The organism is Phenylobacterium sp. SCN 70-31, assembly GCF_001724605.1.
Lineage (GTDB): Bacteria > Pseudomonadota > Alphaproteobacteria > Caulobacterales > Caulobacteraceae > Phenylobacterium.
The window spans coordinates 1-20,842 of the sequence record NZ_MEEX01000051.1 but is presented as its reverse complement, the minus strand read 5'-3'; the positions used below and the strand labels follow the sequence as shown (position 1 = coordinate 20,842).

19 protein-coding genes are annotated in these 20,842 nt (G+C 71.9%); 11 read left to right on the top strand and 8 right to left on the bottom strand.

Going from position 1 to position 20,842, the window contains the following annotated elements; translation table 11 throughout:
• The 3 genes from ABS78_RS23165 to sdhC all read right to left on the bottom strand — a co-directional run.
• The coding region (locus ABS78_RS23165; RefSeq protein ID WP_293385374.1) for an FAD-binding protein at positions 1-495 on the bottom strand (495 nt) is incomplete at its 3' end.
• Positions 495-890 (bottom strand): succinate dehydrogenase, hydrophobic membrane anchor protein, encoded by a 396-nt coding sequence (gene sdhD, locus ABS78_RS23160; protein WP_293385371.1) that lies wholly within the window; start codon positions 888-890, stop codon positions 495-497. The genes sdhD and ABS78_RS23165, both read right to left, overlap by 1 nt.
• The gene (gene sdhC, locus ABS78_RS23155; RefSeq protein WP_293385368.1) at positions 890-1,297 is read right to left on the bottom strand and encodes a succinate dehydrogenase, cytochrome b556 subunit; all 408 of its coding nucleotides are present in this window, start codon (positions 1,295-1,297) and stop codon (positions 890-892) included. Before sdhC ends, sdhD begins: the two co-directional genes overlap by 1 nt.
• A 255-nt stretch (positions 1,298-1,552) precedes the next feature.
• On the opposite strand from sdhC, the gene ABS78_RS23150 reads away from it, so the two are divergent.
• From ABS78_RS23150 to ABS78_RS23140, 3 genes are all read left to right on the top strand, one after another.
• Positions 1,553-2,434 (top strand): LysR substrate-binding domain-containing protein, encoded by an 882-nt coding sequence (locus tag ABS78_RS23150; RefSeq protein ID WP_293385365.1) that lies wholly within the window; start codon positions 1,553-1,555, stop codon positions 2,432-2,434.
• Positions 2,435-2,498: 64 nt separating this feature from the next.
• Positions 2,499-2,780 carry a type II toxin-antitoxin system ParD family antitoxin gene (locus tag ABS78_RS23145; protein WP_293385362.1) on the top strand — a complete coding sequence of 94 codons (282 nt, stop codon included), beginning with the start codon at positions 2,499-2,501 and terminating at the stop codon, positions 2,778-2,780.
• Positions 2,777-3,097 (top strand): type II toxin-antitoxin system RelE/ParE family toxin, encoded by a 321-nt coding sequence (locus ABS78_RS23140; protein WP_293385359.1) that lies wholly within the window; start codon positions 2,777-2,779, stop codon positions 3,095-3,097. Before ABS78_RS23145 ends, ABS78_RS23140 begins: the two co-directional genes overlap by 4 nt.
• Before the next feature lie 21 nt (positions 3,098-3,118).
• Here ABS78_RS23140 and zapE read toward each other — a convergent pair whose 3' ends face one another.
• Positions 3,119-4,258: a cell division protein ZapE gene (gene zapE / locus ABS78_RS23135; protein WP_293385356.1), complete on the bottom strand. Its 1,140-nt coding sequence runs from the start codon at positions 4,256-4,258 to the stop codon at positions 3,119-3,121.
• Positions 4,259-4,394: 136 nt separating this feature from the next.
• Here zapE and ABS78_RS23130 point away from each other — a divergent pair, with 136 nt between their 5' ends.
• The 4 genes from ABS78_RS23130 to hisG all read left to right on the top strand — a co-directional run bounded on the left by ABS78_RS23130 (position 4,395) and on the right by hisG (position 9,065).
• A complete protein-coding gene (locus ABS78_RS23130; protein WP_293385353.1) occupies positions 4,395-5,204 on the top strand; it encodes an N-acetylmuramoyl-L-alanine amidase in 810 nt (269 codons plus the stop codon).
• 314 nt (positions 5,205-5,518) lie between these two features.
• Complete coding sequence (gene hisS / locus ABS78_RS23125; protein WP_293385350.1) at positions 5,519-6,979, top strand: histidine--tRNA ligase; 1,461 nt, start codon at positions 5,519-5,521, stop codon at positions 6,977-6,979.
• Positions 6,979-8,118: an ATP phosphoribosyltransferase regulatory subunit gene (locus tag ABS78_RS23120; RefSeq protein WP_293385347.1), complete on the top strand. Its 1,140-nt coding sequence runs from the start codon at positions 6,979-6,981 to the stop codon at positions 8,116-8,118. The genes hisS and ABS78_RS23120 overlap by 1 nt, the downstream gene beginning before the upstream one ends.
• Positions 8,115-9,065 (top strand): ATP phosphoribosyltransferase, encoded by a 951-nt coding sequence (gene hisG / locus ABS78_RS23115; RefSeq protein WP_293385344.1) that lies wholly within the window; start codon positions 8,115-8,117, stop codon positions 9,063-9,065. The genes ABS78_RS23120 and hisG overlap by 4 nt, the downstream gene beginning before the upstream one ends.
• Positions 9,066-9,383: 318 nt before the next feature.
• Here the strand turns inward: hisG and ABS78_RS23110 are convergent, their stop codons facing one another.
• The 4 genes from ABS78_RS23110 to ABS78_RS23095 all read right to left on the bottom strand — a co-directional run bounded on the left by ABS78_RS23110 (position 9,384) and on the right by ABS78_RS23095 (position 12,970).
• Positions 9,384-9,878: a copper chaperone PCu(A)C gene (locus ABS78_RS23110; protein WP_293385341.1), complete on the bottom strand. Its 495-nt coding sequence runs from the start codon at positions 9,876-9,878 to the stop codon at positions 9,384-9,386.
• Between the two features lie 8 nt (positions 9,879-9,886).
• Positions 9,887-10,402, bottom strand: coding sequence for a YcnI family protein (locus ABS78_RS23105; protein WP_293385338.1), 516 nt, complete (start codon positions 10,400-10,402; stop codon positions 9,887-9,889).
• Positions 10,403-10,459: 57 nt separating this feature from the next.
• Positions 10,460-12,478 carry a TonB-dependent receptor gene (locus tag ABS78_RS23100; protein ID WP_293385377.1) on the bottom strand — a complete coding sequence of 673 codons (2,019 nt, stop codon included), beginning with the start codon at positions 12,476-12,478 and terminating at the stop codon, positions 10,460-10,462.
• 96 nt (positions 12,479-12,574) lie between these two features.
• Positions 12,575-12,970, bottom strand: coding sequence for a DUF2946 family protein (locus ABS78_RS23095; RefSeq protein WP_293385335.1), 396 nt, complete (start codon positions 12,968-12,970; stop codon positions 12,575-12,577).
• Positions 12,971-13,056: 86 nt separating this feature from the next.
• Here ABS78_RS23095 and ABS78_RS23090 point away from each other — a divergent pair, with 86 nt between their 5' ends.
• From ABS78_RS23090 to ABS78_RS23075, 4 genes are all read left to right on the top strand, one after another.
• Positions 13,057-14,877, top strand: a complete 1,821-nt coding sequence (locus tag ABS78_RS23090) for a cation:proton antiporter (RefSeq protein ID WP_293385333.1) — start codon at positions 13,057-13,059, stop codon at positions 14,875-14,877.
• Between the two features lie 532 nt (positions 14,878-15,409).
• Positions 15,410-16,570, top strand: coding sequence for an outer membrane beta-barrel protein (locus ABS78_RS23085; protein WP_293385331.1), 1,161 nt, complete (start codon positions 15,410-15,412; stop codon positions 16,568-16,570).
• Between the two features lie 125 nt (positions 16,571-16,695).
• Positions 16,696-19,800 carry a bifunctional proline dehydrogenase/L-glutamate gamma-semialdehyde dehydrogenase PutA gene (putA, locus tag ABS78_RS23080; RefSeq protein WP_293385329.1) on the top strand — a complete coding sequence of 1,035 codons (3,105 nt, stop codon included), beginning with the start codon at positions 16,696-16,698 and terminating at the stop codon, positions 19,798-19,800.
• Between the two features lie 247 nt (positions 19,801-20,047).
• Positions 20,048-20,686, top strand: a complete 639-nt coding sequence (locus ABS78_RS23075; RefSeq protein ID WP_293385327.1) for a hypothetical protein — start codon at positions 20,048-20,050, stop codon at positions 20,684-20,686.
• Positions 20,687-20,842 lie beyond the last annotated feature (156 nt).

Below are 20,842 nucleotides of genomic sequence, written 5' to 3'. Positions count from 1 at the left end.
GATGAAGAACTCGGTGTCGTGCGCCAGGCTCTGGCCGTACATGGTGTGCAGCATGGCGTGGCCGGTGCGGTCGGCCGCCGCGCAGGTGCGCTGGATCGGGGCCTCGCCGTAGTTCTTGGTCATGCCGCCGAAGGCGCGCTGGTAGATCTTGCCGTCGGGCGTCCGGCTGAACGGCACGCCCCAGTGCTCCAGCTCGTAGACGGCGGCCGGGGCGTTGCGGCACAGGTATTCGATGGCGTCCTGGTCGCCCAGCCAGTCCGACCCCTTGACGGTGTCGTACATGTGCCAGCGCCAGTCGTCCTCGCCCATGTTGCCCAGCGACGCCGAGATGCCGCCCTGCGCCGCGACCGTGTGCGAGCGGGTGGGGAAGACCTTGGTGATGCAGGCCGTCTTCAGGCCCGCCTGGGCGCAGCCCAGCGCCGCGCGCAGGCCCGAGCCGCCGGCGCCGACGACGACGACGTCGAACTTGTGATCGATGAACTGGTAGGTCGACATCAGAAGCCTCCGGTCAAGGCGGCCTTGAGGATCGCGAAGACGCCCAGGGCGCCCGCGAGAATGCAGACCGTGAGATTGAGCAACAGCAGGGCCGCCTTGGTGACGAAGCGGTGGATGTAGTCCTCAATGACCACCTGCATGGCGTTCTTGGCGTGGATCAGGCCGCAGATCAGCAGCGCGCCCAGCAGCACGCTGTTGATGGGGTGGGCGATCCACTCGACGGCCGCGGCGTGTCCGGCGCCGATCAGGCCCGCGGCGGCGAATCCGCCCCAGATGACCAGCGGAACCAGCGCCAGCGCCGAGACGCGTTCGACCAGGAAGTGGTGGACGCCGTGGTGGGCCGAGCCCAGGCCGGCGGCGACCGAGCGGGGCGTGCGGAAGCGTTGATCGGCCATCACAGGGCCCCCAGCATGACGAGGCCGGCCCAGAACGCGATCGCGGCGGCGATCCCGAAGGCGATGGCGGCCCAGGCGGTCGCCTCGGCGGTCTTGATCTGGAAACCGTGACCCAGGTCCCAGAAGGCCTGGCGGACGTTGTAGGCCAGGTTGAAGAACACCATCACGGTGATGCCGAACAGCACCAGCAGGCCCAGGGGCGACCCGACCACCGCCTCGTAGGTCGCCGAGGCGTCGGGGCCGGCGGCCAGCGCCACCAGCCAGCCGGCGAGCAGCAGCAGGCCCAGGTACAGGGCGAAGATGCTGGCCCGATGCAGGATCGAGGTGGCCATGGTGATGTGCCATCGCCAGATCTGGAGGTGCGGCGACATCGGACGGTCGGCGGGACCGCGTGGAACGGTGGACATGGCTAGAGCCGGCCTCCCCAAAAGCCTTCGGCCCCGCGGGTTTTAGGCGCCGGGCGAACGGTGTCAACGAACGGCCCGGGCGTTCCGCCCCCGCCGCGCCTTTTGATGGAACGTGAGGCGCCTCCAGTTGCGAATGCTTCGCAATATCCGAAGTCTGGGTGGCCGCCTTTACGTTCGCGTCGTCCGAAGTCTCTCTCGCGCCCCGCTTGGAGGCAATGCGCGATCACGGTAGGTTTCCTTCGCGAAAGGCGAAGGATGCGCTTCGATCTCACCGACCTGCGGCTGTTCTCCGACGTGGCCGACGCCGGCTCGATCACGGCGGGCGCCGAGAAGAGCGCGCTGGCGCTCGCCGCGGCCTCCACCCGGATCCGCAACATGGAGGCCGCGCTGGGGGCGTCTCTGCTGACCCGGTCGCGGCAGGGCGTGACGCTGACGCCCGCCGGCCGCACCCTCCTGATGCACGCCCGCACGATCCTGGGCCAGGCGGCGCGGATGCGCGAGGACCTGTCGGCCTTCGCCGGCGGCCTGTCGGGCGAGGTGCGGCTGCTGGCCAACACCAACGCGCTCACCGAATTCCTGCCCGAGGCGCTGTCGTCGTTCCTGGCCGCCCATCCTCACGTCAGCGTCGACCTGGAAGAAAAGCTGTCGGACGAGATCGTGGGCCTTATCGCCGAAGGCGTCGGCGACATCGGCATCGTGGCCGGCACGGTGGAGGTCGGCGCGCTCGAGACCTTCCCCTTCCGCTCGGACCGCTTCGTGGTGGTGGCCGGACGGGGGCACCCGCTGGCCGGGCGCACGCGGGTGAGCTTCGCCGAGGTCCTGGCCTACGACCTCGTGGGCCTGGAACGCTCCAGCTCGCTCCAGCGGTTCCTGGTGGCCAAGGCGGCGCGCGCGGGCGCGCCCTTCCGCGCCCGCGTCCAGCTCCGCAGCTTCGATGCGGTCTGCCGCCTCGTGGAGGCCGGCGTGGGCGTCGGCGTGGCGCCGGCCACCACCGCCTACCGCGCCGCCCGCACCATGGCCCTGGACGTCATCGAGCTGGCCGACGACTGGGCGCGGCGCGACCTGAACATCGTGGTCCGCTCCCTGGACGGCCTGCGCCCCTACGCCCGCGCGCTGGCGGACGCGCTGCGGGGATGACTTGGCGCTCCGGCGGGCGAACGGGGTATGATAAGGTCATACCGCCTCGTCATGGAGTCCAGAGATGTCCGTCGTCGCGAAACGAACCATCAGCCTGCCCGAGGAACAGTCCGCGTACATCGACGATCAAGTCGCGGCGGGCCGCTATGCGTCGGCCAGCGAGGTGGTGCGCGCAGGTCTGCGCGCTCTCCGTGAGCGTGAGGAAGCGATCGAGCGTTGGCTCCGCGAGGAGGTGGCGCCCGCCTATGATGCGCTGGACGACGATCCCGACCGTGGGCGTTCGCCCCGTGATGTGCGCGAGGCCCTGAGGGTTCATCACAGGCGTGCCCGCGTGGAGGGGCGGTGAAGCGGCGCCGGATCGTCTATGCTCCGGAAGCCGAGGCCGATCTCGCCGCGCTCTACGACCTGATTGCGGCAAGGGCGTCGCCAGACATCGCGCTACGGTTCGTCGAGCAAACTCAGGACTGGATCGAAGGCTTTGATGTCGCTGCCGAGCGTGGGGCGCGCCGGGACGATCTCCGTCCCGGGCTGAGGATCACCGGCTTTCGGCGGCGGATTACGCTCGCCTTCGCCGTCGTCTCCGATGAGGTGCGGATTCTACGGATCTTTTACGCCGGCCAGGATTGGTCCGCCCTGCTTCAGGGCGGACCTCCTTCGGGCTGAGGACGTTCGGGACCGCCTCCGCTACCGGTCCTCCAGCCAGTCGGCCGAGCGCATCTCCTGCAGTCGCGAGGCCGTGCGCTCGAACTCGAACGCGCCGTCGCCCTCGGGATACAGCTTCACGGGCTCGGCCTCGGCCAGGACGATCAGGCGTGTCTTCGCCTCGTAGAGCGCGTCGACCAGGATCACGAGGCGCCGCGCCTCCTCCCGCCGGTTGGCGGTGAGCTTGGGCAGGCCCTCCAGGAACACCGTATGGAACCGCTGCGCCACGGCGATGTAGTCGTTCGGCCCCAGGGCCACGGAGCACAGGCTGGCGAAGCTGGCCCGCAGCAGCCCGCCCGCCGCATGCGGAAAATGCACCTTGCGGCCCAGGACCTCGACCGTCTCGCCGGTCTCCTCCTCGGGCCCCAGCATCTCGCGCCAGAGACTGTCGAACGACCGCCGGTTGTCGGGATCGGCGGGCGAGAACCAAGTGCCGGCCGCGCGCAGGCGATCCAGGCGATAGTCGTGCGGCCCGGCGATGCTCACCACCTCCACCCGGCGCTTCAGGAGGTCGATGAACGGCAGGAAGAGCTGGCGGTTGATGCCGTTGCGGTAGAGGTCGTCCGGCAGCCGGTTCGAGGTGGTCACCAGGGTCACGCCGCGCGCGAACAGCGCCTCGAACAACCGGCCCAGGATCATGGCGTCGGCGATGTCGGTGACCTGGAACTCGTCGAAGCAGAGAAGCTGGGCCTCGCCCGCCACCACGTCGGCCACCGGCGCGATGGGATCGTCGCCCTTGTGCTGGCCGAAGCGGGCCTTGCGGGCCGCCGCGTCGCCCTTGCGCCAGGCGTCGATCAGGCGGTGGACCTCGCCCATGAAGACGTGGAAGTGGGTGCGCCGCTTGGCCGCCACCGGGACCGTCTCGAAGAACAGGTCCATCAGCATGGTCTTGCCGCGCCCCACCGGGCCGATGAGGTAGACGCCCCGCTGGCTCTCGGGCTTGTGGAACAGCTTCCGAAGGCCGCCGCCGGGCCGTGCGGCCGCCAGGTCGGCCTCCAGTCGGATCAGGGGGGCCAGGGCCGCCGCCTGGGCCGGATCGGGCCGGATCTCGCCCGATCGGACCCGTTCGTCATAGGCGGCTTGCAGGCCGGATCTCGCGCCGGGTGTCAGGTCGGAGGCCATCGCCCCCGCCTATCCGCGCCGGCCCCCGCGCGCAAGCCGCCGCCAAGCGGCCAAGCTTCACCTTGCGATAGAGATTTTTGGACATCACCCGTTATTCGGGTAGCGTCGCCGGCGACCGGCCGTGGAGGAGGGCGCCATGCAGATCGTCGATCACAGGCTGAAACCGGGCTGGTACAAGCCCTCGCCCAACGTCGGCGGCGCCCTGGTCAGGCCGACCCTGCTGGTCATGCACTTCACCGCTGGCGGCGGAGCGGGTCCCAAGGGCGTCGCGGACTATTTCCTGCGCCCCGAGGCCAAGGCGTCGGCGCATGTGGTCGTCGGCCGCGACGGCGGCGTCCTCCAGGTCGTGCCCTTCAACGTGAAGGCCTGGCACGCCGGCCGCTCTGTCTGGCGCGGCCGGTCCAACTGCAACGATTTCTCCATCGGCGTCGAGATCGACAACTGGGGCCGGCTGACGCGCACCGCCGATGGGCTGGTGCGGAGCTGGACGAATGCCGTGGTCGATCCCGGCAAGGCCGCCGAGCTGACCCACAAGAACGAGACGTCGCGGTCGCTGTGGGAGACCTACGACGAGACCCAGCTCCAGGCGGTGGTGCGGGTGACGCGGCTGATCCTGGCGGCCTATCCCTCGATCACCGAGATCGTCGGCCACGACGACATCGCGCCCGGCCGCAAGACCGATCCCGGTCCCGCCTTCCCGATGGGCCGTTTCGTCGCCCTGGCGGCGGGGCGCGGCGACCGCGCGCCGATCACCCGCCGCGTGACCGCCAGCCGCCTCAACGCCCGCGGCGGCGCCGGCCTCGACTTCGACGTGCTGGGCGTCTTCACGCAGGGAACCCAGGTCGAGGTGATCTACGACTCCCCCGGCCCCTGGGCGCAGGTGACGGGCCGCCTGTCCGACGGCGCCGAAGTCACCGCCTGGGTCGCCGACCAGTACCTCGCCTGATGCGCCCGAGGTCTCCTGGCGGAAGTTCGACCGTGACTTCGACCGTGACTCCGGGGCGTCCCGGTTCTATAGCGCCGCCGTCATGACGCGGATCGCGCACCATCACGGCCACCACCACCATCCGACCCTGGCGGGTCCGGAGCGGGTGCGCGCGGCCTGACGCGACCCCTTCCGAAGCCCCGCCGAAGCGGACGGGGCCTCGACCTTGAAAGCCTCGTCCGTCGCCCTCCTGCTGCGAGAGACGACCGATGAAAGACGACCCTGCTGCGATCCCCGGCTTGAGCGGCGCCCCGCCAGCCGATAAGCGCCCCGCCATGAGCGAGCGCCCCGAAGCCAGAACACCCCGTGGATTCATCGACCGCCGCGGCCGCGACGTGGCCGCCGAGCGCGCCATCCTGTCGGCGGTCTCCAAGGTCTATGAGAGCTGGGGCTTCGAGCCGCTGGAGACCGGCGCGTTCGAGTACGCCGACGCCCTGGGCAAGTTCCTGCCCGACGCCGACCGGCCGAACGAGGGCGTCTTCGCGCTCACCGACGACGACGACCAGTGGATGGCGCTGCGCTACGACCTGACCGCGCCGCTGGCCCGTTTCGCCGCCCAGAACTGGGAGACCCTGCCCAAGCCCTTCCGCCGCTACGCCTACGGCCCGGTCTGGCGCAACGAGAAGCCCGGCCCCGGCCGCTTCCGTGAATTCGTCCAGTGCGACGCCGACACCGTGGGCTCGGCCCGCCCCGAGGCCGACGCCGAGATCGTGGCCATGGCCGTCGAGGGCCTTGAGGCCGCCGGCCTCCCCGCCGGCTCGGCGGTGGTCAAGATCAACAACCGCAAGCTCCTGAACGGCCTCATGAGCGCCATCGGCGTGAGCGGAGACGCCCAGAAGCTCGCCGTCCTGCGCGCGGTCGACAAGCTGGACCGCCTGGGTCCCGACGGCGTCCGCCTGCTGCTGGGCGAGGGGCGCAAGGACGAGAGCGGCGACTTCACCAAGGGCGCGGGCCTCGACGCCTCGGGCGCCGAGCGCGTGCTGGCCTTCACCCGGGCCGGCGTCGGCGGCCGGTCCGACACCCTGTCCCGCTTGGCCGACGTGATCGGCGGCTCGGCCGAGGGCGACGAGGGGCTGGCCGAGCTGGCCGCCATCGACGCGGCGCTGACCGGCCTGGGCGTCGGCCCCGACCGGGCGGCCTTCGACCCCTCGGTGGTGCGCGGCCTGGAGTACTACACCGGCGCCGTCTTCGAGGCCGAGCTGCTGCTCTCCACCGCCGACGACAAGGGCCAGCCGATGCGCTTCGGCTCCATCGGCGGCGGCGGGCGCTACGACGACCTGGTGGCGCGCTTCACCGGCGAGCGGACGCCCGCCACCGGCTTCTCGTTCGGCGTCTCGCGCCTGGCCGCGGCGCTCCGGGCCGCCGGCCGGGAACTGGCCGCCGCCGTTCGCGGTCCCGTCGTGGTGATCGCCTTCTCGCAGGCGCGCATGGCCGAATACTTCGCCCTGGCCAGGGAGATCCGCGCCGCGGGCGTCCCCGCCGAGGTCTACCTGGGCGGCTCGGGCATGAAGGCCCAGATGAAATACGCCGACCGCCGCCTCTCGCCCGCCGCCATCATCGTCGGCGACGACGAGCTGGCCGCCGGCACGGTGACGGTGAAGGACCTGGACCTGGGCCGCGCCCTGGCCTCGAAGGTCAGCGACAACGCCGCCTGGCGCGCCGAGCGCCCCGGCCAACAGACGATCCCGCGCGCCGAGCTGATCCCGGCCCTCCGCCGCATCCTGGACGCCGGCTGATGCGCCTCGAACCCCCCGTTCCCGTCGAGGTGCTGGCCGCCATCCGGGCGCCGCTGGAAGGCTCGGGCGCCGCCCGCGCCGACGCGCCTCTGCTCCAGCCCCTCAACCTGCTGCTCGACCTGGCCGGCGAGGCCATGCGCGCGCGCCTGTTCGTGGTCCAGGCCGAGGGCGGGGCCGAAAGCTGCCTGCGCCCGGACTTCACCGTCGCCATCGCCCGCCGGCACATCGAGGGCGGCCATGCGGCGGGCGCCTACTGGTACGAGGGCGCGGCCTTCCGCGCGGCGTCCGGCGCAGACCGGCCCGAGGAGTTCGTCCAGGTAGGGCTGGAGATGTTCTCGCCCGGCGGCGGGGCCGTCGAGACGGCCGACGCCGAGATCGCCGGCCTGGCCTGGCAGGCGGCGTCTGCGGGCGGCCGCGACGACCTCTCGCTCTGGCTGGGCGACGTGGCCCTGTTCGGCGCCTTCGTCGACAGCCTGGACCTGCCCGCCGCCCTGGCCGCGCGCCTGAAACGCGTGGCGGGACGCCCGCGCCTGCTCTGGTCCGAACTGTCCCGCAACGGCGAACGGCCGGCCGAGGGTGGCGCGCTCGCCGGGCTTCTGGCGGGTCTGTCCGAGGCCCAGGCGGGCGCCCTGCTGGAGGAGGTGTGGAGCCTGGCCGGCGTCGAGCCGGTCGGCGGTCGCGGCCCGGCCGAGATCGCCGCCCGGCTGGTCCGCAAGGCCGAGGCCGCCCAGGCGCCCGCACTGTCCGACGTCCAGGCCGAGGCCGTGCGCGCCTTCATGGCCATCGATGACGCCCCGCCTTACGCCTTCGCCCGCATGCGTGCGCTGGCCGGACCCCGGGACGCGGCGCTCAAGGCCGCCCTCGCCGGGTGGGAACAGCGGCTGAACGATCTGACCCGCGCCGCGCCGGCCGACCGCATCCGCTTCACCCCGGCCCTGGGCCACGCGTTCGAGTACTACGACGGCCTGACCTTCGAGGTGCGCAGCGACGCGGTGGGACCGGAGCGGCCCGTGGCCGTGGGCGGGCGCTACGACGGGCTGCTGGCGCGCCTGGGCGGCCCCGACGACGCCGGACGGGCGGTGGGCTGCATGGTGCGGCCGTGGCGCGCCTGGCGCGGCGGCGAAGGAGCGGCGGCATGAGCGGGCTGGTCATCGCGGTCCCCTCGAAGGGCCGCCTCAAGGAGCAGGTCGAGGGCTGGCTGGCCGACGGCGGCCTGAAGCTCGAGGTCACGGGCGGCGCGCGCGGTTATCTCGCGGCCCTGCGCGGGCTTCCCGGCGCCCAGGTGCGCCTGCTGTCCGCCGCCGACATCGCCGACGCCCTCGACGCCGGCGAGGTCCACCTGGGCGTCACCGGCGAGGACCTGCTGCGCGAGCGGGGCGAGGATATCGACGCCCGCGTCCTCCTGCTGCGCGCCCTGGGCTTCGGCCGCGCCGATCTCGTCACCGCCGTGCCGAAGAGTTGGCTCGACGTCGAGTCCATGTCCGACCTCGAGGAGGTGGCGCACGACATCCTGGCCCGCACCGGCCGGCGCATGCGCGTGGCGACGAAGTACCTCGTCCAGACCCGCGGCTTCTTCGCCCGGCATGGCGTGGCCGACTACCGCATCGTGGAGTCCGGCGGCGCCACCGAGGGCGCGCCGGCCGCCGGCTCGGCCGAGATCGTGGTCGACATCACCACCACCGGCGCGACCCTCCAGGCCAACGGGCTGAAGGTGCTGTCCGACGGCGTGATGCTCAAGAGCCAGGCCCAGCTCGCCGCCTCGCTGCGGGCCGACTGGAGCGCCGGGGCTCTGGCGTCGGCCGAGCGCCTGCTGCGGATCGTGGAGGCCCGCGCCGCGGCCCTGCGCAGCGCCACGCTGTCGTGGCCGGGGCGGGGCGATGCGGCGGAGTCGGCGGCTGTCGACGCCCTGGTGGCGGCCGGCGCCTCGCGCCGGCCGAACGGCCTGCTGGTGGATTCGACTCAGGTGTCGGACGCGGGAATCACCTTGACCGCAGCCGGACTCGGTCCGGTGACCGTATCGCGCCCGGAATTCGTCTTTGACGTGCGTTGTCCGGCATTCGACACGCTGAGCGCGAGAATAAATTGACGTAACAGACAAAAAACGGCGTAAAATTTCCACCGGATCGCGAATTTCTGATCGGGACGTGCCTTTGGTGGGGTTTTCGCCCGTTGACTCGGGCAGAAAATTGCCGTTCTGTCATGTGGCGAGAGACATGAAGGCGCCTAGTCCTGAAGTCTCCGGCGTTTCGGGGAGGAAACGCCCGCTCATTCAGAGCGACTGCTCAAGGCGGCCCGCAGCGATTATCCCCCGCTGCGGGCCGTTTCTTTTTCCGGCGCATCCGTTCGCCGATCTTTTCGACAAAGATGTCAAAATTGTCGTGTCGGCCTGAAGCCGGCTCGCGCCTCAGTGGGCGTGGTGGTCGTGGCCGGCGGCGGCGGGCGGCGCGACGGCCACCACGAACTCCGCCTTCACCCGCGCCCCGCTCGAGAACACCAGCGTCACCGGAAACCGCTCCCCGGCCTTCAGCGGCCGTTTCAGGCCCATGAACATCAGGTGGTAGCCGCCGGGCGCGAACACGAGCTGGCCGCCCGCGGGCACGCTGGCCGCGGCCTGGCGCTGCATGGAGGCGACGCCATCGGTGACGGTGGTGCGGTGGATCTGGGTCTCGCGCGCGATCCCCGTTTCGGCGCCGACCAGGGCGTCGGGCCGGGCGGTGGCATTGACCAGCCGCATGAAGCCGGCCCCCGCGCCGCCCTGGGCGGCGGGCCGGCTCCAGGCCTGCTCGGCGCGCGGCGCGGCGGAGTTCAAGGTCGGCTTCGCGACCTGGGCGGCGGCCGGGGCCTGGAGTGGGGCGGTGGCGACCGCGAGGCCGGCCATGAGGATGAGGATGTGTCGCATGTCGGCTCCTAATGTCGGTGTTCGGGGCTCGTCTGTGAAGGCGAGGCGGTCGGCGGCGTGAGCCGGAGCACGGCGGCCGGTCGGGGCGGTCGCGGTCCGGTCGCCGGAATGGGCTGGTCCCAGCGCGTCTCGGACGCGCCGCAGGTCTGTATCGCCGGGAACGTCAGTGACGTCGCTCCGGAGGGTGTCCGGACGAGCATCAGGAACTCGTCGAACTGGTCCGTCGGAAGCGGGCCGCCCCGCCAGACGATCGCGGCGGGCGCGCCGCCGTCTGCGCGCGGAACGGACTCCACCGTCCAGCCGGGCTTCGGCTGGGGACGCGCGGTCGACACGCCGGCCGGGATGTCGATTCGCAACGCCGTCGTCGCCGCCGGCCCGCAGCCGTGGCCCACGGCGAACCGCAGGACCTGATAGCTTCCGGCCACGGCGCTCTCGGGCTGGATCGCCACATGGCCCGAGGCCGCGCCGCAGAGCGCCAGGCTCGCGGCGACGCCGGTGAAAAGGGTGTTTCGATTGAGGATCATGGGGCCTCCGGTTGGGGGCGACACGCGCGCGTCGCCCCGGGGGTCGGGATGGTCGGGTCAGAAGCTGAAGGTGATCCCCCCGAAGACCGAGCGGCCGTCGCCGGGCCAGTAGGCGGCGCTCGCCGCGGTGGCCGCGATCTGCGCCTGGACGTTCGAGATGTAGGCCTTGTCGCCCAGGTTGCGCGCGTCGAGGAACAGGCTGATGCGGTCGTTCACGGTGTAGCCGGCCGACAGGTTCCACACGGCGTAGGACGGCGCCTTGGCGGTGTTCCGGTAGTCGACCCAGATGTCCGACGCCGACCACTCCAGCGAGGGGGCGACGAACCAGCCCGCGGGATGCCGGTAGCGCAGTTCGGCGCGGTACAGATGCTGCGGCACGATCGGCAGCCGGTTGTCGCCGTACTGGGCGTCGTTGCGGAACCGGAAGTCCGACCAGGTCCAGGTCTGGCGCAGCCGCAGGCCGCGGCGGATCTCCCAGTCCACCGCCGCTTCCACGCCCTGGTGGATCGTGTCGTCGGCGTTGAAGGTCGACGCCGGGATGTTCGGCCCTACGGTGAACTGAAGCAGCTCGCGCTCCAGCCACGCCCGATAGAGCGTCACGTCCCAGGTCACCGGCCCGCGGCGGCCCCGCGTCCCGATCTCGGCCGTCCACGCGGACTGCGCCCGCACCGGGGCGAACCCGGCGCCCGTGGGCGAAAGCGACCCGTGGTTGGGCGGCTCGACCGACCGGGTCAGGTTGGCGAACGCCTGCACGCCGTCCGCCTCTTCCCAGAGCACGCCGATCCGCGGCGCGATCCAGTCGTAGGTCTTCGAGGCGGTCAGGTCGAACGTCGTGCCGACGCCAGGCAGGGCGTACTGCTGGTAGTCCCGCTTCGCGGTTCCCCATGTCCCGCCCGCGACCAGCGCCAGCCGGTCGGTGACGAACACCCGGCCTTCGGCGAACAGGTCTGTGGCCTGGGCGTTCTGCCGGGTCTTCGAGGTCTGCGCGCCCCGCGCGCCGCGGATGTTGACGTAGAAGTTCGAGTCCAGATCGCCCCGGCGCAGCCAGGCGCCCAGGTAGGCGTCGGCCCGGAGTCCGCCCAGGTCGCCATCCCAGTCCAGCCGCCCGAAGGCGCCGAAGTTGCGGCTCTCCTGATCCAGCACCTGGAAGATCGGATGGTCCAGGTCCTTCCACACCCCATAGACGGCGCCCTCGAACACGGCCTGGTCGTTCAGCCGCCAGCTCGTCCGCAGCGAGGTGCGAACCCCGCGCGAGTTGCGGCTCTGGTCGTTGGCGTAGTTGCCGGTGGCGACCTGCCGGGGATCGGTGTCGAACTGCGTCCGGGTCAGGGCGCCGGGGATCTCCTGGTTGATGTTCGAGCCGTTGACGATGAGCCGCACCTCGCGGTCCTCGCCGAAGCTGCGGCCGATGTTCAGCGAGCCGAACTGGATGTTCTGCTGGCTCTGCGACCGCCAGCCCTGGCCCCGCTGGTTGGTGGCCGCCACGAACATGTCCCAGTCGCCGAAGGTGCGGGCCGCGGCCACATGCTCGCGGTGCATCCCGAAGCTCCCGCCGTCGATCCGCAGGCGGGTGTCGAAGCCCGCGTTGCGGCCGGTCGGCGTCGCCATGTTGATCGCCCCGCCCAACAGGGCGCCGCCGAAGCGCAGGGCGTTGCCGCCCCGATAGACCTCGGTGAAGCGGGTGATGAGGGGATCGGCGATCTGGCTGTCGCCGTACCCGTCGGCCTCGTTCAGCGGCACGCCGTCCTGGGCGATGAGCAGGCCGCGGTTGTGGTTGGCGTTGCCGATGCCCGAGCCGCGGATCGAGATGCGGATGTCGCCGCCCCATTTCTTCTGCGCGTAGACGCCGGGCGCGTCGCGCAGGACGTCGTCCAGCGCCAGGGCGAAGCGGTCGGCGTACGATTCCTGAGAGACGACCGAGACGCCGCCGGGTGTTTCCGACAGCCGCTTCCGGGCGTCGCGCACCACGGGCGGGTCCTCGGGGTTGCGGGCGCCCGTGACGATGACGCTGTCGACGGCGGTGGGGGGCGGGGCTTCGGCCAGGGCCAGAGCCGGCCAGGCGCACGCGCCCAGCATCAGCGCGCAGCGGGGCGCGCGGGAGATGAATGACATTTTCCGGAATTCCAAACGTGATGAAACGGACGCGCGAAGGCTCGCGCGCCGGCGGATCGTTCAGGCGTTCGGAACGGGAGGACCCTGGCCGGGCGGCCGCGGCGGGGCGCGGGCCTGGGGCCGCAGGCCGCGCGGCGTGTCCGCCACCGGCGCCACGCCGGTCGCATAGACCACCCGCGTGGCGGACATCAGGGGGTCCGCGGGCGAGAGCGGCGCCGGGCAGACGCAATGCTGACAGTGATGCGGCCCCTCGGGCGCGTCGCCCGGGTTCAGGTCCGCGCCCAGGGTCTGCAGCCCCATGGTGGTGCAGATCGTGACGCCGCCGTCGGGCGTGGGAGCGGCCGTGGCCAGCGCCGGCGCCAGCATCTGCACGACGAACGCGAAGGCCAGCACCAGGGCGAGCATCGCCCGGCGTTCGGCGTGTGCGGTCATCGCGACGGGCTTCGGCGGTTTCACGATGGGCGCTCTCTTACCCTGATCGCGGGATTCCGCAACGCCCGCGGGTGGGCCATAGTGGTCGCCGCCATATCACCGGAGACCTGATGGAAGGTCACGTCCAGCCCGCCGACTACAAGGACGTGGTGCTGTTCCTTGCGACCGCGGGCGTCGTGGTTCCGCTGTTCCGGCGGTGGCGGCTGAGTCCCATCCTGGGGTTCCTGGGCGCCGGCGTCCTGCTGGGGCCGTACGGCCTGGGCAGCCTCTCCCGAGAGATCGAGTGGCTGTCGGCCCTCACCATCGACAACCCGGCCCAGCTCGACCAGTTCGCCCAGCTCGGTGTCGTCTTCCTGCTGTTCATGATTGGGCTGGAGCTGTCGTGGGAGCGGCTGCGCGCCATGCGGCGCTACGTGTTCGGCCTGGGCGCGCTCCAGGTCGGGGTCTGCCTGACCGTGACGGCAGGGGCGGCCCTGCTGGTGGGTCTGCCCGCGCCGGCGGCCATCGCGATCGGGGCGGCGCTCGCCCTGTCGTCCACCGCCATCGTCATGCCGATCCTGGCCGAGCAGAAGCGCCAGCACACCCTGGCCGGACGCGCGACCTTCTCGGTCCTGCTGTTTCAGGACCTCGCGGTCGCGCCCATCCTGATCACCCTGACGCTGATGAGCCGCCGCTCGGCCGAGGCCTTCTCGCCCACCGCGCTGCTCGCCCTGCTGCCGGCGGTGGCCGGACTGGCGGCGCTGTTCGTCCTGGGCCGCCTCTTCCTGCGTCCCATGCTGAGGTCGGTGGCGCGGGCCCGGAGCGAGGAGCTGTTCGTCGCCGCCTGCCTGCTGGTGGTCGTGGGGTCGGGCCTGGTCAGCGCGCTGGCGGGCCTCTCGATGGCCATCGGCGCCTTCGTGGCCGGTCTGCTGCTGGCCGAGACCGAGTTCCGGCACGAGGTCGAGAGTCGGGTCGAGCCGTTCAAGGGCCTCCTGCTGGGCCTGTTCTTCATATCGGTGGGCATCGGGCTCAACGTGCCGCTGCTGCTGGACCGGCCGTGGACCATCGTGGGCGCGGCCGTGGGGCTGATGGCGCTCAACACCGCCGTGGTCTTCGTCCTGGCGCGGGTCTTCGGGCTCAAGGCGCGCAGCGCCATCGAGGCGGCGCTGCTGCTGGCTGGCGCGGGCGAGTTCGCCTTCGTGATCCTGGGCCAGGCCATGACCCAGGGGCTCGTGCCGCCGCTCGTGGGGCAGACGGTGCTGGTCGCGGCCACGCTGTCGATGTTCTGCATCCCGTTCCTGGCCCAGGTCGGCCTCCGGCTGAGCGGCCGGAGCGTGAAGCCCGCCGAGCCGCCGCCCGAGGCCGCGGATCGCTCCGACGAGCCCGGCGGCGGCGGCGCCGATGGCCGGCCGGCGGACGCCGCCGGCGCGGTGCTGGTCGTCGGCCACGGCCGGGTCGGTCGGTTGGTGGGCGACATGCTGCGGCGTCACGGGGTCGCCTGGGTCGGCGCCGATCACGACGCGCGGGTCGTCGAGCAGGGTCGCCGCATGGGCGACCGGCTCTATTTCGGCGATGCGGCGCGGGCCGACTTCCTGATGCGATGCGGCCTCGCCGAGGCGCCGGCCCTGGTGGTGACGATGGACGATCCCGAGGCCGCCGAAGGCGTGGTGGCGGTCGCCCGCGGCCTGCGCCCCGACCTCACCATCGTGGCGCGCGCCCGCGACGCGCGCCACGCCCAGCGGCTTTACGACCTGGGCGCCACCGACGCCGTGCCCGAGACCGTCGAGGCCAGCCTCCAGCTTTCCGAGGCGGTGCTGGTCGAGATCGGGGTGCCGATGGGCCTGGTGATCGCCTCGATCCACGAGCGGCGGGACGAGTTCCGCAAGGCGCTCAACCGTCCGGAGTCCCTGGGCGGCCGCGTGCGCCGGTTCCAGCGCGAGCGCGGAGGCTGATCGACCGCCGAAATATTTCCCGCCCCCCGCCAGCATTTTTGCGGAACCAAGCGTCGCCTTGATCCGTTGTCGCGCAGAAGCGCCGGGTTGGGCGTGTGCCGTGTTGGGCGTATTCGGGGAGCATTCATGGGCGTGGAGCCTCGCAAGGCGAACCTTGGGAGCGGGAGACCGTCGGCCCACATTCGCGTCTGCGTCGGTGATGCGTCTTTACAAACAATAATGAGGTTTGACGTCAGAACTCGACGTCCGGTCCCGGGCCGGGCTTGCAGAAATGCGGAGGTTGTGACGTTGGGATTGCAGGCGGCTGGCCGCGAGTCGGCCGCCCGATGACGGGACGACGCGGTTCGGCGACCTTTCCATGCCCCGGTTCGGGCCTGGAGGCCGGCATGTCTTCCTGGCGAAGCTTGGGCTTGGCGGTGGAAAATGGCGCAGGGGTGTGTCCCTGGCGACACTTTCTCAACCGTCGGTCCCTGTTATAACCGCGGCTGGGTCAAACGGCCGCACCACCTGAGGGCAACGAGAGGGCTCGAATATGAAGTTGAAATTGCTGGCTGGGGCCGCGATGGCCGCGGCGTTCGCCGCGAGCGCCGCTTCCGCCCAGACGGGCTGGTACGGCGCCGTCGACCTCGGCTACCACTGGCCGGAATCCCTGGAAGCGACGTCGTCGAACAACGCCGCCAACGGCTCCCCCTATGAGTGGGACTTCAACCAGGAGAAGGACTGGGCCGGCTTCGCCCGCGTCGGCTATCAGCTGACCGACAACTGGCGCGTCGAACTCGAAGTCGGCTACCGCGGTGGCGACTTCGACTCGGTCAACGGCGTCAATCAGGCGGTGATCGGCCTCTGCACGCCCGGCGTGGTCCGCACGGCGGCGGCGCCCGGCTGCGGCGCGCCCGACGGCGACATCTCGTCGTGGACGTTCATGGGCAACATCATCTACGACTTCATGCCCGGCTCCACGATCAGCCCCTTCCTCGGCGCGGGCATCGGCGCCAACCACGTCAGCGTTGACGTGGTCGGCCAGTTCTCGAACGTGACGGGCGCCATCACGGCGGCCAACCCGGCGATCCAGAACCTGACGATCGACGACTCCGACACGGCCTTCGCCTATCAGGGCATCGCCGGTCTCGCCTGGCGCGTGACCGACAAGCTCCGCGTCGACCTGACCTACCGCTACCTGAGCGGCGGCGACATCGACTTCGTCTCGACCGGCTCGGGCGCGCTGCAGCCGGGCGTCTTCAGCGGCAAGTACAAGGACCAGTCGGTGACGCTGGGCCTGCGCTACATCTTCGCCGCCGACGCGCCGCCTCCGCCCCCGCCGCCGCCTCCGCCGCCGCCGCCTCCGCCGCCGGCCTACGAGGCGCGTCAGTTCATCGTCTACTTCCCGTTCGATCAGTACGTGATCACGCCGGAAGCCCAGGCGGTGATCAACGACGCGGCCAACTACGCCAGCGCCGGCAACGCGACCCGCGTGGTCGTGGTGGGCCACACCGACACCTCCGGTTCGCCGGCCTACAACGTCCGCCTGTCGGAACGTCGGGCCAAGGCCGTGGCTGACGCCCTTGTCAGCTCGGGCGTGAACCAGACGGCCCTGTCGGTCGACTGGAAGGGCGAGACCATGCCCGCGGTCGCCACCGGCGACGGCGTGAAGGAACCGCTGAACCGCCGTTCGACGATCGACATCAACTTCTAAGTCGATCGCTGACTGCGACTGAGATCTGGGCCCGGCGGCGACGCCGGGCCCTTTTCTTTTCCGCCGGGTGGGTCCTGTCCGCCGGATGGGGCACAGTCGGGCGCTGGCGTCCCGTGGAGCGTCCCATGGCCTTCGATCACCTCGACGACGGCAAGTTCGCCGACGAACGTGCGGCGCTCGCCGCCCTGCTGGCCACGCCGCCCCTGGGCCGCCGCGACCGCGACGCCGTCCAGGGCGAGGCCGAGGCCCTGGTCCGAGCCGCCCGCAAGGCCGCCGGCCGCCAGGGCGTGGTCGAGAGTTTCCTTCAGGAGTTCAGCCTCTCCACCCGCGAGGGCCTGGCGCTCATGTGCCTGGCCGAAGCGCTGCTGCGCACGCCCGACGAGGAGACCCGCGACCGCCTGATCGCCGAGAAGATCGCCTCGGCCGACTGGGCCAGCCACGCCGGCAAGTCGGACTCGGTGCTGGTCAACGCCTCGACCTGGAGCCTGATGCTCACCGGCCGGCTGATCGACCCCGACGAGGACGCGCGCCGCGACCTGCCGGGCTTCGTCCGCCGCCTGGCCGGCCGCCTGGGCGAGCCCGTCATCCGCCGCGCCGTGGGGGCCGCCGTGCGCATCATGGGCGAGCAGTTCGTCCTGGGCGCCACCATCGACAGGGCCCTGCGCCGGGCGACATCCGAGGGCTTCGTCTGTTCGTTCGACATGCTGGGCGAAGGCGCCCGCACCGACGCCGACGCCGACCGCTACGAGGCCGCCTACGCCCAGGCCATCCGCGCCGTCGGCCGCCACGCCTCTGGCCAAGGTCCCGAGCGTGGACACGGCGTCTCGGTGAAGCTGTCGGCGCTGTCCCCCCGCTACGAAGCCCGGCAGGCCGAACGCGTCTTCGGCGACCTCTATCCCCGCCTCGTCCGCCTGGCCGTCCTGGCCGCCGAGGCCGACATCAACCTGACGCTCGACGCCGAGGAGGCCGACCGGCTGGTCCTCTCGCTGGAGCTTCTGGACCGCCTGGCTCGCGAGCCCGCCCTGGACGGCCAGGCCCTGGGCGCCTGGCGCGGCCTGGGTCTGGCCGTCCAGGCCTACCAGAAGCGCGGGGTCCAGGTGATCGAGGCCGTGGCCGGCATCGCCCGCGCCGCCGGCCGCCGCCTCATGGTGCGGCTGGTCAAGGGCGCCTACTGGGACTCCGAGATCAAGCGCGCCCAGACAGCCGGCCTGCCCGGCTATCCGGTCTTCACCACCAAGGCCGCCACCGACGTGAGCTACCTCGCCTGCGCCCGCGCCCTGCTGGCGGCCGCACCGCACCTCTACGGCCAGTTCGCCACCCACAACGCCCACACGCTGGCCGCCGTGCGCCTGATGGCGAGCCAGATGGGCCTGAGCCCGGAATTCCAGCGCCTGCACGGCATGGGCGAGGCGCTCTACGCCGCCGCGCACGAGCGCTACGGCGCGTTTCCCCTGCGCGTCTACGCCCCCGTGGGCAGCCACGAGGACCTGCTGCCCTACCTCGTCCGCCGCCTGCTGGAGAACGGCGCCAACACCTCGTTCGTCCACGCCCTGCTCGACGAGAAGACGCCGGTCGAGCGCGTCGTCGTCGATCCCGTCGCTGCGGTCGAGGCCGCCGGCGCCGGGCCGCATCCGCGCATTCCCCTGCCGCGCGACCTCTACGGCCCCGCCCGTCGCAATTCCGAAGGACTGGATCTCTCGGTCGCCGCGGTCCGCCGGAGCCTGGCCGTCGCCGTCGGCGGGCTGGGTCCGCTGGAAGGCGCGCCCATCGTCTCCGGCCGCCTCTGCACCGAGGGCGTGGCCCAGGACGCCGTCGATCCCTCTGACACGAGCCGCGTCATCGGCCGCACCTGGCCGTCCACGCCCGCCCACATCGACGCCGCCTTCGCCGCGGCCAGGGCTGCCCAGCCCGCCTGGGACCAGCGGGGCGGCGAGGACCGCGCCCGGATCCTGCGCGCCGTGGCCGACGCCCTGGAGGCCGCGCGCGAGCGCCTGATCGCCGTCTGCGTCCGCGAGGCGGGCAAGACCCTGGCCGACGCCGTCGCCGAGGTGCGCGAGGCCGCCGACTTCTGCCGCTACTACGCCCTGCTCGCCGAGCGCCAGTTCGGCGCCCCCGAGACCCTGCGCGGCCCGGTGGGCGAGACCAACCGGCTGGAGTTGCGCGGCCGCGGCGTCTTCGTCTGCATCAGCCCCTGGAATTTCCCGCTCGCCATCTTCACCGGCCAGGTCGCCGCCGCGCTGGCCGCCGGCAATGGTGTCCTCGCCAAGCCCGCCGAACAGACGCCCATCGTCGCCACCGAGGCGGTGAAGCTGTTCCACGCCGCGGGCGTCCCGGCCGACCTTCTCCATCTTCTGCCGGGGGATGGCGCGACCGTCGGCGCGGCGCTGACCGCCCATCCCGGCTGCGACGGCGTGGCCTTCACCGGCGGGACCGACACCGCCTGGGCCATCAACCGCGCCCTGGCCGCGCGCGACGGCCCCATCGTGCCGTTCATCGCCGAGACCGGCGGCCTCAACGCCATGTTCGTCGACACAACGGCCCTGCGCGAACAGGTGATCGACGACGTGCTGGCCTCGGCCTTCGGCTCGGCCGGCCAGCGCTGCTCGGCGCTGCGCATGCTGTTCCTGCCGCACGAGACCGCCGACGCCCTGATCGAGGGCCTGACCGGCGCCATGCAGGCCCTGGTGGTGGGCGATCCCGCCGACCCGCGCACCGACGTCGGCCCGGTGATCGACGCCGAGGCCAGGGCCGCGCTCGACGCCCACCTCCGCCGCCTGGAGACCGAGGCCAGGGTCCTGGCCCGTCTCGACGCGCCGGCGGGCGGACACGCCTTCCCGCCCGTCCTGGCCGAGATCCCCGACGCGGCCTTCCTGCAAAAGGAGGTGTTCGGCCCCATCCTGCACGTCGTCCGCTACGATCCAGCCCGCCTGGCCCAGGCCGCCGCGCCCCTGGTCGCCACGCGCTACGGTCTCACGCTCGGCGTCCACTCCCGCATCGAGGCCTTCGCGGAAGAGGTCCGCCGCACCGTCCCGGCCGGCAACGCCTATGTGAACCGCTCGATGATCGGCGCCGTGGTCGGCGTCCAGCCCTTCGGCGGCGAGGGCCTCTCGGGCACGGGTCCCAAGGCCGGCGGCCCCCACGCCCTCCACCGCTACGCCGTCGAACGCGCGCTCAGCATCAACATCGCCGCCCAGGGCGGCGACCCGGCCCTGCTGAACCTGGAGGGGTAGGGCGCCTCAGCACGCCCAGGTCCGCACCGTCCCGTCCGCCCGTCGCACCAGATGCTCATCGACCACGAGCAGAACGGCGTCGGGCGAATGGCGGATGCGCTTGCTGTCTTGAACGCGCTCGTGGTCGCACCGAGGGCGCGCGCGTCGAACCGGCGACAACGACTCGAGGTGACGTGAACGCGGATAGTCCGATGACGCCGCCGACCTACGTCCGATTCTGACGTAGCGGGGTGGTTGGATGTCCCTCATGTCCGAGGGACCCGACATCGACACGGTTTCGCTGGCCACGCCCGATTTGGCCACACTCGACCGGCTGGCTGCGCTGGACCTCTCCGCCGCGGAGAAGGCCCACGGCGCCCTGATGGCCGCAGAGGATCCCAAGGACATCCCCGAACTGTCGAGAGCCTACCGCGGCCTCGCCCGCTCCCTGCGCCAGACCCTGGCCCTGAAGGACCGCCTGAGACGCCAGCGCGCCGAACGAGCCGAGTCCCGTCCCGACCCCGACCGCCTGGCCCGCGCCGGCCGCTTCGACATCCTGGCCGAGGCCGTCCGCGAGGCCGCCGACGACGCCGGCTGCGATCCCGCCGAACGCGAAGACCTGGCCGAACGCTTCCACGCCGAGGCCTGGGACTGGACCGAGCGGCCCGACTTCCTCACCGAGGACCTCGACGCCCTCATCCACCGCGCCCGCACCCTCATGGACCTCGGCGACGAGGACGAGGGGAGCGATCCCGAGGACGACGACCTCATCGAGGGCGAAGCCCGCGAGGTCTTCCGCCCCGAACCGAACCACCCCGAACCCCGACCCGATCCCCCGTCCGACCGCGGGGCCTGGCCCCTGGACGACCAGGGCCGCCCCCGAACCCCCTGGGCCAACTCCAGCTGATCGCGCCGGCGCGCCTTAAACTCGGTCCACGGAAAACACGGAAGACACGGAAGGCGCCCGGCTCCCCAAGGCCGCGAAGCGGCGCCCCTGCATGCCGAGAACCGCGGAAGCCCGCGGAGAGACGCGGAAGGCGAAGCTGCGCTTTCCGCGCCCTTC

Bases quoted from the DNA above. Each gene is read 5' to 3' on its own strand.
- ABS78_RS23145 (WP_293385362.1), top strand. From the start codon at position 2,499: ATGTCCGTCGTCGCGAAACGAACCATCAGCCTGCCCGAGGAACAGTCC.
- ABS78_RS23150 (WP_293385365.1), top strand. From the start codon at position 1,553: ATGCGCTTCGATCTCACCGACCTGCGGCTGTTCTCCGACGTGGCCGAC.
- hisG (WP_293385344.1), top strand. From the start codon at position 8,115: ATGAGCGGGCTGGTCATCGCGGTCCCCTCGAAGGGCCGCCTCAAGGAG.
- sdhC (WP_293385368.1), bottom strand. From the start codon at position 1,297: ATGTCCACCGTTCCACGCGGTCCCGCCGACCGTCCGATGTCGCCGCAC.
- ABS78_RS23105 (WP_293385338.1), bottom strand. From the start codon at position 10,402: ATGATCCTCAATCGAAACACCCTTTTCACCGGCGTCGCCGCGAGCCTG.
- ABS78_RS23075 (WP_293385327.1), top strand. From the start codon at position 20,048: ATGTCCGAGGGACCCGACATCGACACGGTTTCGCTGGCCACGCCCGAT.
- putA (WP_293385329.1), top strand. From the start codon at position 16,696: ATGGCCTTCGATCACCTCGACGACGGCAAGTTCGCCGACGAACGTGCG.
- ABS78_RS23085 (WP_293385331.1), top strand. From the start codon at position 15,410: ATGAAGTTGAAATTGCTGGCTGGGGCCGCGATGGCCGCGGCGTTCGCC.
- ABS78_RS23100 (WP_293385377.1), bottom strand. From the start codon at position 12,478: ATGCTGGGCGCGTGCGCCTGGCCGGCTCTGGCCCTGGCCGAAGCCCCG.
- ABS78_RS23120 (WP_293385347.1), top strand. From the start codon at position 6,979: ATGCGCCTCGAACCCCCCGTTCCCGTCGAGGTGCTGGCCGCCATCCGG.
- ABS78_RS23090 (WP_293385333.1), top strand. From the start codon at position 13,057: ATGGAAGGTCACGTCCAGCCCGCCGACTACAAGGACGTGGTGCTGTTC.
- hisS (WP_293385350.1), top strand. From the start codon at position 5,519: ATGAGCGAGCGCCCCGAAGCCAGAACACCCCGTGGATTCATCGACCGC.
- ABS78_RS23110 (WP_293385341.1), bottom strand. From the start codon at position 9,878: ATGCGACACATCCTCATCCTCATGGCCGGCCTCGCGGTCGCCACCGCC.
- zapE (WP_293385356.1), bottom strand. From the start codon at position 4,258: ATGGCCTCCGACCTGACACCCGGCGCGAGATCCGGCCTGCAAGCCGCC.
- ABS78_RS23130 (WP_293385353.1), top strand. From the start codon at position 4,395: ATGCAGATCGTCGATCACAGGCTGAAACCGGGCTGGTACAAGCCCTCG.
- sdhD (WP_293385371.1), bottom strand. From the start codon at position 890: ATGGCCGATCAACGCTTCCGCACGCCCCGCTCGGTCGCCGCCGGCCTG.